Consider the following 13,595-nt stretch of genomic DNA (forward strand, 5'->3'; position numbering starts at 1 on the left):
AAGTTCCCTCGTACCTCGGGATGACGTCTTCTTAAGTTATTGATTATCATTGCGTATTTTTTTCTGCAAAAAATTAGTATTCTTAATTTAGAGCCGGAGCCTTACTCAGTATGACACGCCTTTTTTTGTGCGCGAAAGCGGTCATCCTGAGCCTGTCGAAGGACGTGCGGCATGGCCCTGTACGAGGTGTTTTTTTGATGCGGCTTATCATTTCGATTACATAAGCTACTGATTGTCAATGTGTATATTATTGCTCTAATATACAGTATTCTTAATTTAAAGCATCGGCACGCTCAACCGCCGCGTGAAGGGCTGTTACGTTATTCACTGTTGTTTGTTTTTGGTGTGAATGATTGCTATCGCAATTTTGTCTTGACACAAAAAGAACCAAATACCGACCGTAGGGAGCTCATGAACACCTTGAAAAAACAAACAACAGGTGAATAACGTCACGACTGCCCGATCCTTCCTCCCACAGGCCACCTCACGGCCCGGCGTGCAGTCTGGCTTTTGCGCACTTTTCTTTCTGCACTTAACAGTCTGCGAGGTTTTGAATGTCATCCCTGTTTTTTCCGCGGGGAGGCCCGCTGGGTTACTCGGGATGACAGGTTGGTGAGAGGTATGCGGTGGCGGGTATAATTAACCTCTTGCCGAACTGGTCAGTCTGGCTACCACCCATCGCTCGCATAGTGCACACGCCTCCACCTCGCTATAGGGAATCGCAAATGCTCATCGGTTTTTTGTCTTAATTTATTTATAATGAATACGTTAAATTAGCTCCCCTCTCGATAGGGGGCGTGCTGGACGGTGCGGCTACAGGGGGTGTGTTTCTGCGCGCGACGAATAATGCTCACCGCCCCAGACCCACTGCATTGATCTCAACAGGTAAATGCAACCTCTGCCACAAAAAATAAATTACATCCAATCTCATAAATAAATGAATATTCACTTATATTTGCAGCGAGATTAAATTTATGCGCACCAGGGATACCGAAAAAGAGCAGTTAGTTAAGCAAAAGGCTATTGAAAATATTGTTAAATACGGCTTTGAGGGCTTCAGTATGAATAAGTTGGCTAAGGCCTGCGGCATATCGGTGGCTACGCTTTACATCTATTACAAAGATCGGGATGACTTGATCATCAAGGTGGCCATGGAGGAGGGCGATAGGATGGGCGACGCGATGTTGAAGGGTTTTGATCCGGAATCGTCGTTTGAGGATGGCTTGTGGGTGCAATGGAAAAACCGGTACGAGTTTATGACTCAGAATTATTTGTCGGCCCAGTTGTTTGAGCAGTTGCGCAGCTCAACCTATCACGAAGAGTTTATGAGCGCGGTGATGGAGCGGTTTAAAATGACGATAGGGAAGTTTATGCAGAATGTAGTGGCCCGGGGCGAGATGAATGAGATGCCTTTAGAGGTTTACTGGTCGGTAGCCTTTGCGCCGCTTTACTCGCTGGTGCGTTTCCATAACGAGGGGAGGAGCATTGGCGGTAAGGCATTTATCATGAACGACGAGTTATTACAACAAGCGTTTAACCTGGTATTAAAAGCGTTGAAAAACTAATACCATTAATTACAGGAGGAAGAGTAATGGAGAATTTTGACCATGTATTGATTTTTAAAACGGATGTTAAAACCGATGCCGACAAAAATGCCCTGCATCGTTTACTGGACAATGATAGCCGGATAAACCAATGGAATCTGGACATGGAAGACGAAGATCATGTTTTACGTATCGAATCGGACTGCCTTAATCACCAGTATATTATTAATTTGATTAACGTGCATGGCTACCATTGCTGTGAGTTAACCTAAGTCAAAAAAAAAATGAAAAATAAAGAAATTGCAGCCTTTACGGGCTATCAAAAAATGGTGATATTTATTTTAGCCCTTACCCAATTTACGGTGATACTTGATTTTATGGTGATGTCGCCCCTGGGCGATATGCTCATGAAATCGTTAAGTTTAAAACCCTCCGCTTTTGGCGTAGCCGTATCGGCCTACGCTTTTAGCGCGGGCCTTTCGGGCCTGTTAACTGCTGGCTTTGCCGATAGGTTTGACCGTAAAAAGCTGCTGCTGTTTTTTTACATCGGCTTTATTGGCGGTACTGTATTTTGTGGTTTGGCGCATACTTATGTGGTACTGGTGGCGGCCCGTATTATCACCGGACTGTTCGGCGGGGTTATCGGCTCCATCTCTATGGCCATTATCACCGATTTATTTACGCTGCAGCAACGCGGCCGGGTAATGGGTTTTGTGCAAATGGGTTTTGGCGCCAGCCAGGTATTAGGTGTGCCTATAGGCCTGTACCTGGCCAATGCCCTGGGTTGGGAAGCGCCTTTTTTAATGGTTGCCGGTTTGGCGGGTATTATTGCGCTGGTTATTATGTTAAGACTAAAACCGGTAACACAACATTTGCTGGTACGTAACGAGAAATCGGTACTGCTGCACCTGTGGCATACAGTAGCTAAACGCGATTACCGCATTGGCTTTACCGCTACGGCACTGCTTTCGATAGGTGGTTTTATGATGATGCCCTTCGGCAGCGCCTTCGCTATCAATAACCTGGGGATTACTGCGGAGCAACTGCCCTTGTTATTTATGGTTTCGGGCGTTAGCTCATTAATTATTATGCCTGTTGTAGGCCGGTTGAGCGATAAGGTTAGTAAGTTTAGGTTATTTATGATAGCCTCGATATGGATGATGGTGATGTGCGTGCTTTATACCAACCTATCGGTAACGCCATTTTTGCTGGTTATGGTTTTTAATATCCTGATGATGATGGGGGTGATGAGCCGCGTGATACCATCATCAGCCTTAACCAGCGCCGTGCCCGATATGGAAGACAGAGGAGCCTTTATGAGCATCAACGCATCGTTACAACAAATAGCGGGCGGCGTAGCAGCGGCGGTTGCCGGGATGATTGTAGTACAGAAAAACAATTTTAGTCCGCTGGAGCATTACAATATTGTAGGTTATGTGATTGTGGGGATATCTATCATTGGTATTTTGCTGATGTACAGGGTAAGCGAGCTGGTATTGAAGAAAGCTGCCGGTAAAGCATTGGTTGCTTTTGAAGAAGAGGTGGTGTTGAATGAAGGGTTGTAAGGTGGAGTAAAAATCTGTCCTTTCACAATCAATACTCAAAAATCAATTATTCAGTCAATAACACCATTTATTGGATGGTAGAGATTGAAATAGTAATAATAAAATAAAGTATTTTTATCTCTATATTTGTAATTGATTTACATTTTAAAAGGAAAAGGTATGATTATTTACTTTTCTGCGAGCAACTTTCGAAGTATAAAAGACACGGTTACGCTGTCTTTTGAGCCGGAGAAAGCACAGGATCTTGACCAATATTACTTAGTTGAACCGATTGAAGGCCTTAAACTACTTAAGCTTGGGTTGATATATGGGCCTAATGGTTCAGGTAAAACAAACCTTCTTAAAGCATTAAATTTTCTACGCCGCTTGGTTATTGAGCCGTTAGAAAAGAAAAGCGAATTGCTCGACTTTAGCCCGTTTTTGTTTGATGATTCAACGCCAGTCGAAGATTCTGTCTTAGAAGTGGCTTTTGTGGCGAATGGAGTCAAGTTTTTATATAACGTTAGTTTTAACACCAATTCAATAACGTTTGAGAGCCTGCACTTTTACTCGCCGAATAAGGCGCTGGTGTATAAAAGAACTACTGATGCTGAAAAGCGCCTATCACTAATTGAATTTGGCAATAAAATCAAAATAAAAAAATCGCATAAGGAGACCTTAGAAGCAAATACTCTGTGGAATAATACCGTGTTAGGAGGCTTTATGAAGACTAATATTGAGTCGGAAGAGCTAAAAAATAGTGTAGACTGGTTTCAAAATGTTTTAAAAGCATTAATTACTCCGAAGACAAATTTGCTCGGCTATATATCGGACCGGTTAGATGCGAAGAAAGTTGACAAGAAGACAGTTATTGAGTTGCTAAAAAAAGCGGATTTTAAAATCAACGATATACTAATTGAGAAAACAGATGAACCTGTACCTGAGCAATTATTGGAGTTGATGAAAGTATTAAGTAGAGATTCCACTTCGGCTGAAGACAGCATTAAGAAAATGGAAGAAGAGGGTAAAATATCACGTAAACAAATTTATTTTGAACATGTAGTTATAAATGAAGGGAAAGAAGCACTTTATAAATTACCGTATAAGGATGAATCGCAGGGTACGCAACGCTATTACCAATTTAGCGGATTGCTTGATATTATGCTTCGGCAACAAACTGTGTTTCCTATTGATGAATTGGAATCTTCCTTGCACCCTGACTTGGTCAAACACTTTCTTTTGATTTTTTTAGTTAATTCTAAAAATTCTCAGTTGATAGCCACAACTCACCATCGGGAGCTATTAATGGAAAAAGATATGTTGAGAGAGGATGTGATTTGGTTTGCACAGAAACAAGCTAATGGTAGTATGGACTTATATTCCCTTAGTGAATTTGATTCGTCCGTTGTCCGAAATACGTCTTCGGTATTTAACGCCTATAAATCTGGGAAGCTTGGGGCTGTCCCGGCGCTGAGTGATTACTATTTAGATATTAATGCAGACGAGAAATAAAGGGGTAAGAAAAGGTACCGGGTTTAAAACCTACGCGGTTGTGGTTGATGGGCAGACCGAAATGTGGTACCTGCAAATGTTGAAACGCAATGAACCCAATTGCACCATTACGGTTAAGCCGGAATTGCCCAAGAAGAAGACTTTAGATGATCAATGTCGCCTAGTGTCGCGTCAATTTGATATTGTCGTATATTTATTATACCTTTATCATCCAAAACGGATATGATAAAGTATAGAGTAACGTTAACAGAAGAAGAGCGGGGGCGGCTAAGTGCAATAATCAGCAAGGGTTCTCACAGTGCCCAACAGTATCGCAATGCTTATATTTTATTGAATTGCGATGAAAGTGGACTTGGGGAAAAGATCATCAACGAAGAAGTCAGCCGTGTTTTAAAAGTAAGCATGCGAATGATTGACCGGGTCAAACAGCGTTTTGTTGAAGACGGTTTTGAAGCGTGCCTGGACCGTAAGCCTATAATCAAGACAAAAGCAAAAAAAATAGACGGGGAAGCCGAGGCGCATTTAATAGCATTAAGTTGTGGCAAAGCACCCGAAGGCTTTTCAAAATGGTCGCTACGTTTATTGGCTGATAAAATGGTTGAGTTGAAATATGTAGAAGATATTTCCTATGAAACGATAAGAAAGACGTTAAAAAAAACGAGTTAAAACCCTGGAAAGTAAAAGGCTGGGTAATACCACCGCACCAAAGCAGTGATTTTGTTGCTAATATGGAGCATTTGCTGGATGTATATAAACGACCTTATAGCCAAGAGTTTCCGGTCGTTTGTATGGATGAGTCCCCAAAACAGCTGATTACAGAAACACGGTTGCCCATCCCAATGAAACCCGGACAAGATGCTCGGGAAGATTTTGAATATGCGCGTTGCGGGGTAGCCAATATATTCTTGGCATCAGAGCCATTGAACGGGAAAAGATATGTGGAGGTGACAGAACGGAAAACAAAAACAGACTGGGCAAAATTCATCAAACAAATAGCCGACGATTGGTACCCGAAAGTCACTAAAATAACCTTGGTAATGGATAACCTTGGCACACATAAACCAGCAGCGTTGTACGAGGCCTTTGAGCCGAAAGAAGCCAAACGACTAAGGGACAGGTTTGAATTTGTTTACACCCCAAAGCATGGCAGTTGGTTGAACATGGCAGAAATAGAGTTAAATGTTTTGATGGGACAATGTCTAAACCGAAGGATTGACAATATCAAAAAGATGCAAAAAGAAGTGTTGGCCTGGCAAACCCACCGAAACAATAAAGAAGCTACCATTAACTGGCAATTTACAAATGACGATGCAAGGATTAAACTCAAACGCCTTTACCCGACAATTTTAACTTGACGTGACACTAGTTATAGAAAATGCTGAGAACTATGATAAGTCGATTTGGGTGTTGGATTTGGATGCTGTTATCAAAGAAAACCGCGAAAAAGCTCAGTCGAAACAGGACCCGATGGCGGATTTGAAGAAGATTTTAGATAAGGTGGCCGGAAATAACAAAATTGATGTTTTGATTAATACGCCTTGTTTCGAATTTTGGTTTCTTTTGCATGTAAAGGAAACAGGTAAATATTACGCTGAATGCGATCCGATTAGCAAAGAGCTGAAGAAATTTCACCCTGTAGAAGATTACGAGAAAACTAAAAAGTATTTTACAAATTCGGCTAATGATATCTATAGAAGATTAAAGCCATACCAAACAACGGGCTACAGGAACTCAAGGAAATTGGGGGATTTTAATATCAGCAATCCCCAACAAGCTAAAGCGGAAATGTTTAAAATTTTTGACCTGCTCGACTTAAATAAATAGATCCGCTACTGGAAGCATGTCAATTATATCTGCCTGGGCCTGAATGCCGCGGCTGCGCTGCCCCTGTAGCTCTGTGAGGTAGACCAGTTAACTGATGGGGATAGCCAGCGATATTTGTTATTTTAAGCGGGATTTTGCATTAGCGAAACTGCATCAACGATACATACGCCCACGGGCACGCAGCAAAACCGCCCCTTGGTTAAGCAAGTTGATGAGAGGTACAAACATCGCCTCGTTTTTTTGAAGCCGGGGAGGTGTTTGTACCTGGCAATTGCCCTTGAGCAGTTTGCTTTTTTAAGCCTTTAGCTTCTTGAAACCTTAAAGCCGTCTTTTGAGATACTCCAGTCGACAAACCTTGCTCTTTTATTGATGGGGTTGGTGTTAAGGGCGGTGCGTACCCGTTCGGCAGCGGCTACATCTTTGGCGAAGATCAGCATAAAGCCACCGCCGCCTGCACCCAGTAGTTTGCAGCTGATGATGTAATCGCTTATCCTGTCGATAATGGCTTGGGTTTCGGGCGTGTTGGTGCCGCCATCTAAGCGTTGGTTAAGCTTCCAGCTGAGGCCTACGGCCTGGGCTACATGGTGCAAGTCTCCGTATTGAAACGCTTCGTAGGTTTTAAGGGCGTGGTGGTTCATCTCTTCCAGGATGCTTAAATATTTGTTGCCGTTTAAAAACATGCCTTTTACAATTTCGGCCAGGATGTTTTTGGCAACGCGGGTGATGCCGGTATAATAAAGCAATACTGACGCCGCGGAAGCGTCGGTAAAAATAAACTCGGGCGCCCAGCGTACTGTTGGTTGTTGAAATATGCCTGGTTTACTTTCCAGCAGTTTAATGCCGCCAAAAACGCCGCCATACTGATCTTGCCAGCCGCCGCCGGTGGTCAGCATTTGCTCGAGCACAAGCGTGCGCGAGCAGATGGTGTATTTGTCCCACTTGAGGTCGCAAAAGTCGCTCAGGGTGCCCAGTACGGTACTTGCCAGGATGGAGCTTGTTCCAAGCCCTGAGCCTTTAGGGATGGCGGCCAACAGCGTGATATCAATCCCCATCCCAAAATCTTTCAGCTGCTCCTGGAGCGAACCGTATTGAATTGCCGAGAACTCGGGGCTAAAGCCTGCCAGGCAAAGCGCGGCCTTGGGGATGCAAAATGCCGAGCCTACGGAGTTATTATAGTCGTTTAACTGCTGGTAGGTGGTTACTTCTTCTTTAACGCCTAAATCGATAGAGCGGAGGGTGATGCTATAATCATCCGATGGTTTGATAAATACCTGTAGGGGTGGTTGGCCGTTAAGCTCAACCGCCAGGTTTAAAACCTTGCCGCCGTTAATGAGGCAGTTAGGTGGGGTATCGGTCCAGCCGCCGGCTAAATCGAGCCTGATGGGGCTGCGGCCCCAAACAATCTGGTCGGACATGACATCCATCCGCGGGGAAGCCAGTTGTGTTTTTGCGGTTTCAACAATGGTTTCGCCCAGGAGGCCGAAAGCCCGGGCCTCGAACACTGCTGCCTCGGGGTTGGCAGAACCCAATACCTCGCTGCGGAACATCTGGTCGTGCAGGCGGGTAAGTAATGGCGCGTCTTCGGGTAGGGCGGGGGGCAACGGCAACCCACTTTTTTTATAAATAGCGGCTGCGTTTTTAAGATCGAGCTGATAAAAAACAGATTGCCGCCAGTTATTGGCCATACTTTGCAGGTTGCTCTCTAAAAAGCCCTGGCGCTGCGCATATTGGCGGTATAGGTTTACCTCGTCGGCAACATCGGCTGCGGCAATTAGCCTTTTGCTTTGGGCAGGGTAGTTAAAAGGTTGGTCAATCAGCCCCTGGATAATTTCGCTACTGAGGTCGGCCTCGTTAAATACCGGGTACACGGGCTCGTTGAACCAGTCGGGGGCGGCATATATCCTGTCGGCCCCGGTACCACGCCTGGGTAATTGGGGGTTATAAAAATTATAAACCCTAACACACCAATCGGTCCCGTCGCCAACGGGAATAAAATCAAGACAGGTTTCTTCGGGCACTGTAAGTGTCCAGTTGTTTACCGGCGCGCCGGTGATAATATGTTTGTTTTGCAGCTGCCAGGTAGGGGAGATGTAGCTATTCTCGATCCAGATGGCGCTGTTTTGGCTGGTGAAATTAATTTTAGTGATGGCATTCTGGGTAAACAGATCGGCGCTGGGCTTGATTTTGTTGTGCCAGATCTCTTCCTGGTTTTTGACCAGGTTTTGCAGTTTATCGGTTGATTCAATGAGCTCTGCGCTGGTGCCGAAGTGATAAAATTCGCCTTCGGGCAGGGGTACAATGGCTACGGTAAGGCTGTTGATGGCATCGTCTTTCAGGGTTGGGTTTTTTCCCAGGGCCTGGCCAAACTCGGTATACATATCGTAAAACGCAGGGGTACCGTTGGTAAACGAGTTGCTTGCCTTATCCCAGCCGCAGCGCTCAAACATCACTTCGATGGCTTTGGGGCTCAACAGCCAGATGCCTACATCGATAAAAAACAAGTGGTTGGGTTGCAGCTCCTGCAGCTTTTGTGCCGATGGCTTTTGCAGGGCAAAGGCCAGCTCTTTCGGGGAGCTTTTGGTTGAAAAGAACACGCCGAAGTTGGATGCTTTTTCGGCTTGTTCCCATAAACCGAAACAAACCACATCGGCCTCGGGTATTTCGGGCAGGGTACCTTCTGTACGTACCAATACATCGCCGCTGGTTACCAGGTGGTTGAGGTTTTTAGGGGCTTTGTTTAAAATGGAGTTGTAAAGTGGTAATTGCAGATCGATAAGCGACTGGTTGATGCGCTGCCCTCTTTTCCAGCGGAAAATGGGCATGGGGGTAAATACCTTGCCTACAGCCGCATAGGCTGGTAAGCGCCTGCTTTGGCCCCCGGCATGGATAATGAGTCGGTTTTCCTGGCGAAGCCAATCGCCGATGGAGCCGCTGTTGTTTTCTTGTTTACTGGCCTGGTATAATAAATTAACGGTACCGCCCCCCGAACCAACTTTGCCTTCTTTCGGGTCTGAATCAAAATAGTAGTCTTCTCCACCAAAATGATCATTGCCAAATTGTTTAAAGGTTGGCGGGATGGTTATCAGTTTTTTCATGTACAGGTTGTTGCTAAATAAACGGTTTGAAGATATGCCTTATTAGTAAAAAACACAACTATAAGTAAAAATGGATCAGGGCAAACCCATTAAAAAAGACAAGAAGGGGGCACCTACGGAGCCAAAGACAGGTTAAAAGCGTTTTTCCTATAAACAGGCGACTCCGCTGGAGTCAAAAACAAACCATTATAGAGCTCCGGTAGGAGCTACCTGTTTATAGCAAAACAAAAGAAGAAGTTTTGGCTCCGTAGGTGCCTCCTTGTCAGCAGGTTTTCCTTTTTGCGTCAATAAAATCAAATGAACTTTTTAATGCGTTTGCCCTGAAAAATGGATGCTTTTTGAGTAAGGTGATGGTGTTTGATGGCGGGGTAAATCCATCTGAAATTATTGCTTTAAACCAGCGCCGAGGGACACTGGTGGGCGATGGTATGCGGTGGGAATTTGATTTTTAGCAAGCGCAGATGCATCAACGTTTGTGGGGGAGATTTAAAGGTATCTGGTTGTAGCTTTGTAGGTTCTGCCGATGGAAATTGACAAGCCAAATACCTGTTTAAATTTAATGATTAGTTTTACAACTTAACCTGACTGTGATGACCACTGATGAAATTGTAGACATTTTAAAAGCTGAATTTGAAGGAAAAGATTATGTGATATCCTGGGATGTGGTTTGGGACATTAAGATTCTTCTTTCGGAAGACGACGACTTTGATAAAGCAAGCAAAAGTATTAGTGAGAGTGCTATTGCAATAATCACTCAATTAGAAGATCTTCCCGGATTAAGCCTAACCATAACGCAAACCGAATCGACCCCGACACAAATCAATTCAAAATCTACTTTTATTTATTTTAGCGATGATGTATGATCTTGAAGTGTAACGACATCAAGACCATACCAAGATTTTTATATCATTGCTAAACTAATTCTTGCAGCATGCTTTTTAATACTGCCTGGGCAGCCCATACCCGGTTACCTGCTTCGTGTACGACAAGCGAATTGGGGCCATCTAAAATTTCGGCAGAAAGTTCGAGGTCGCGCCTTACGGGCAGGCAGTGCATTACCTTTGCATCGTTAGTTTGGGTTAGTTTGGCATTGGTGAGCATCCAGTCGTCGTGACCGGTAAACACCTTGCCATAAGGCTCGTAAGCCGACCAGTTTTTTACATAAATAAAGTCCGCATCGCGTATGGCTTCCTGCTGGTTGTGGGTAATGGTTGCGCCTTTGGTAAAATCCTCGCACAGCGCGTAACCTTCGGGGTGGGCAATTACAAAATCAACCTCGGCTTTGCACATCCACTCGGCAAACGAATTGGGTACCGCCTGTGGCAACGCTTTAACATGGGGTGCCCAGGTTAAAACCACCTTGGGCCAGGGGCGTTTTTGCAGCTCGGTAATGGTAACCAAATCGGCCAGGCTTTGCAGCGGGTGGCGCGTAGCCGATTCAAGGCTTACTACCGGGATGCCGCTATATTTTACAAACTTGTTAAAAATATCTTCGCTATAATCTAATGTTCTATCCTTTAATCCGGGGAATGAGCGTACACCCAAAATATCCACATACTGGCCCATTACTCCTGCCGCCTCACGGATATGCTCAACCGTGGTGCCGTTCATCACCACGCCGTCGTTCAGCTCCAGCGCCCAGCCTTCCTTATCAATATTCATCACCATCACATTCATGCCCAGGTTCATGGCAGCTTTTTGGGTGCTTAACCGGGTACGCAAACTGGGGTTTAAAAAAATAAGGCCCAAGCTTTTATTTTTACCCAAATGTTGGTCGGCATAAGGGTTTTGCTTTAGTTTTAAAGCATCAGCAACCAGTTGTTTAATGTCGGTAACGTCGTGTACGGAAGAGAATAATTTCATTTTTAGTATTAAAATAGATAAAACGATGTTGTTTTTTGACAGGCAGGATACTATCCCATCAGTCAAAATAAAAACCAATTTATGAATGGCTAACCACCGCGCTGGCTTTTAAAACTGTGGTAAATGCCTCTAAAAAACGGTCGGCATGAGCTTTGGTTAAATTTAAAGCCGGTAATAGCCTGATTACGTTTGGTTTGGCTTCGCCGGTAAAAATATGGTGCTTAAATAACAGCTCCTTTTTTACGTGGGCCAGTTCTTCGGGCAATTCAATGCCAATCATCAGGCCACGCCCGCGTACCTCTTTAACTTCCTGAAATTTGTTTAACTCGGCAATCAGGTAGCCACCAACTTCGGCTGCGTTTTGCATCAGCTTATCCTGCTCCATTACCTCTAAAACGGCCAGCGCTGCTGCGCAGGCCAAATGGTTGCCGCCAAAAGTAGTACCCAGCATATAATAAACAGGTTTTATTTTTGGTGCGATGGATATGGCGCCGATAGGGAAGCCGTTGCCCATACCTTTAGCCATGCTGTAAATATCGGCGTTGATGCCTGCAAAATCGTGCGAGTAAAATTTGCCGGTACGGCCATATCCGCATTGTACGGAGTCGGCAATAAATACGGTGTTGTTTTCGTCGCACAGGGTGCGGATCTTCCTCAGGAAGCTTTCAGTGGCCACCTGGATGCCACCAACACCTTGTATCCCCTCGATAATAACCGACGAAATTTGATCTTTATTGTCGGCGAAAGCCTGCTCAAGCGCAGCCTCATCACACCAGGGCAAAAATATTACATTGTCGGTTTCGTTAACCGGCGCAACAATTTTAGGGTTATCTGTAACGGCAACCGCTAAGGATGTACGCCCGTGAAAAGCCTTGCGGAAAGCGATGATTTTTTTACGGCCGTTATAAAACGATGCCAGTTTTAAAGCGTTCTCGTTAGCCTCGGCGCCGGAGTTCACCAGGAACAGTTGGTAATCTTCTTTACCGGATACATGGCCCAGTTTGGTAGCCAGTTCCTGCTGTAAAGGGATCTCGATAGAGTTGGAATAAAAGCCGATTTGATGTAACTGGGTTTCCAGTCGTTCTACATAATGTGGATGGGTGTGGCCAATGGATATTACGGCGTGGCCACCGTATAAATCGAGATATTCGGTACCATTTTCATCGTATACAAGGCTCCCTTTGCCTTTAACAATTTCAATGTTGTTGATAGGATAAACATCAAATAATTTCATTTTCTTTTGAAGTTAAAGGTGAATGGTTAAGTCATTCACAAGTTTTAATATTGTTAAATCTCCACGCGTCATTGCGAGGAACGAAGCAATCTCTACATAAGCAGAGCGTCTTTGTAATTCGCCCTGTATAGTTTAGAGATTGCTTCGTCGTACCTCCTCGCAATGACGTGCGGGGGGAGGTGCGACGAGCCGGTTAAATCTTCACGCGTCGTCAATCAAATCTACACACGTCATTGCGAGGAACGAAGCAATTTCTACGTAAGCATAGCGTCTTTGTAATTCGCCCTGTATAGTTTAGAGATTGCTTCGTCGTACCTCCTTATAATGACGTATTGCTAAGGCGCTGATTATCAGTACGTCTATTTTGCGTTGATAATCAGTATTCTTAATTTACTACATCGGCACGCTCAATCGCCGCGTGAAGGGCTGTTACTTTTGTCTTGACACAAAAGTAACCAAAAAGTCAAGACTGCCCGATCCTTCCGCCCACAGGCCAGCTCCCGGCCCGGCGTGCAGTCTGGCCTTTGCCCGCTTTTACCTCTGCACCCAAAAAACACGAGTTTCAAACGTCATCTCTGTTTTTTTGTGGCACCCGGTTGGATACTTAGCATGACAGCTTTCGCGCATAAAAAAGGGGTGTCATGCTGAGCCTGTCGAAGCACGGTGTGGTGGCCTCTACATGCGGCATTCCCTTGCCATTTCACCCTTCATCCCTGCCTTTTTTCGGTTGGCCGGATCCTCCTCGCAATCACGTGCGGGGGGAGGTGCGCCAAATAAGCAATCTCTACATAGGCAGAGCGTCTTTGCAAGTTAGCCCTGTACAGTTTAGAGATTGCTTCGTCGTACCTCCTCGCAATGACGTGCGGGGGGAGGTGCGACGAGCCGGTTAAATCTTCACGCGCCATCAATTAAATCTACACACGTCATTGCGAGGAACGAAGCAATCTCTACGTAAGCAGAGCGTCTTTGTAATTCGCCC

The 13,595-nt window shown here is 44.9% G+C and carries 11 protein-coding genes; 8 read left to right on the top strand and 3 right to left on the bottom strand.

Translation table 11 applies throughout. The annotated features are described in order from the left end of the window. Nucleotides 1–974: 974 nt before the first annotated feature. The 7 genes from MUCPA_RS29920 to MUCPA_RS29955 all read left to right on the top strand — a co-directional run bounded on the left by MUCPA_RS29920 (nucleotide 975) and on the right by MUCPA_RS29955 (nucleotide 6,424). On the top strand, nucleotides 975–1,565 hold the full coding sequence (locus MUCPA_RS29920) for a TetR/AcrR family transcriptional regulator (protein ID WP_008511620.1): 591 nt from the start codon (nucleotides 975–977) through the stop codon (nucleotides 1,563–1,565). Between the two features lie 26 nt (nucleotides 1,566–1,591). Further along, nucleotides 1,592–1,816 carry a hypothetical protein gene (locus tag MUCPA_RS29925; RefSeq protein WP_008511622.1) on the top strand — a complete coding sequence of 75 codons (225 nt, stop codon included), beginning with the start codon at nucleotides 1,592–1,594 and terminating at the stop codon, nucleotides 1,814–1,816. A gap of 12 nt (nucleotides 1,817–1,828) precedes the next feature. Then, the gene (locus MUCPA_RS29930) at nucleotides 1,829–3,109 is read left to right on the top strand and encodes an MFS transporter (protein ID WP_008511624.1); all 1,281 of its coding nucleotides are present in this window, start codon (nucleotides 1,829–1,831) and stop codon (nucleotides 3,107–3,109) included. A 159-nt stretch (nucleotides 3,110–3,268) separates the two neighbouring features. Continuing rightward, on the top strand, nucleotides 3,269–4,600 hold the full coding sequence (locus MUCPA_RS29935; RefSeq protein ID WP_008511625.1) for an AAA family ATPase: 1,332 nt from the start codon (nucleotides 3,269–3,271) through the stop codon (nucleotides 4,598–4,600). Beyond that, nucleotides 4,584–4,826, top strand: coding sequence for a hypothetical protein (locus tag MUCPA_RS29940; protein ID WP_040626672.1), 243 nt, complete (start codon nucleotides 4,584–4,586; stop codon nucleotides 4,824–4,826). Before MUCPA_RS29935 ends, MUCPA_RS29940 begins: the two co-directional genes overlap by 17 nt. Next, nucleotides 4,823–5,955 (top strand): IS630 family transposase gene (locus MUCPA_RS37295; RefSeq protein WP_085983319.1). Its coding sequence is split into 2 segments (ribosomal slippage): nucleotides 4,823–5,249 and nucleotides 5,249–5,955, totalling 1,134 coding nucleotides; the frame shifts between segments, so codons are not numbered across the junction. The genes MUCPA_RS29940 and MUCPA_RS37295 overlap by 4 nt, the downstream gene beginning before the upstream one ends. Before the next feature lies 1 nt (nucleotide 5,956). Further along, a complete protein-coding gene (locus MUCPA_RS29955) occupies nucleotides 5,957–6,424 on the top strand; it encodes an RloB domain-containing protein (RefSeq protein WP_008511627.1) in 468 nt (155 codons plus the stop codon). 302 nt (nucleotides 6,425–6,726) lie between these two features. On the opposite strand, the gene MUCPA_RS29960 is transcribed toward MUCPA_RS29955, so the two are convergent. Then, nucleotides 6,727–9,519, bottom strand: a complete 2,793-nt coding sequence (locus tag MUCPA_RS29960) for a bifunctional fucokinase/fucose-1-phosphate guanylyltransferase (RefSeq protein WP_008511628.1) — start codon at nucleotides 9,517–9,519, stop codon at nucleotides 6,727–6,729. A 590-nt stretch (nucleotides 9,520–10,109) separates the two neighbouring features. Between MUCPA_RS29960 and MUCPA_RS29970 the strand changes: the two genes are divergently transcribed. Beyond that, nucleotides 10,110–10,382, top strand: a complete 273-nt coding sequence (locus MUCPA_RS29970) for a hypothetical protein (RefSeq protein ID WP_008511629.1) — start codon at nucleotides 10,110–10,112, stop codon at nucleotides 10,380–10,382. Between the two features lie 49 nt (nucleotides 10,383–10,431). Here MUCPA_RS29970 and MUCPA_RS29975 read toward each other — a convergent pair whose 3' ends face one another. Together MUCPA_RS29975 and MUCPA_RS29980 are read right to left on the bottom strand one after the other, a co-directional pair. Further along, a complete protein-coding gene (locus tag MUCPA_RS29975) occupies nucleotides 10,432–11,382 on the bottom strand; it encodes a Rossmann-fold NAD(P)-binding domain-containing protein (RefSeq protein ID WP_008511631.1) in 951 nt (316 codons plus the stop codon). Between the two features lie 79 nt (nucleotides 11,383–11,461). Beyond that, nucleotides 11,462–12,616 (bottom strand): aspartate aminotransferase family protein, encoded by a 1,155-nt coding sequence (locus MUCPA_RS29980; RefSeq protein ID WP_008511632.1) that lies wholly within the window; start codon nucleotides 12,614–12,616, stop codon nucleotides 11,462–11,464. Between the last annotated feature and the right edge of the window lie 979 nt (nucleotides 12,617–13,595).

This window comes from Mucilaginibacter paludis DSM 18603, assembly GCF_000166195.2.
Lineage (GTDB): Bacteria > Bacteroidota > Bacteroidia > Sphingobacteriales > Sphingobacteriaceae > Mucilaginibacter > Mucilaginibacter paludis.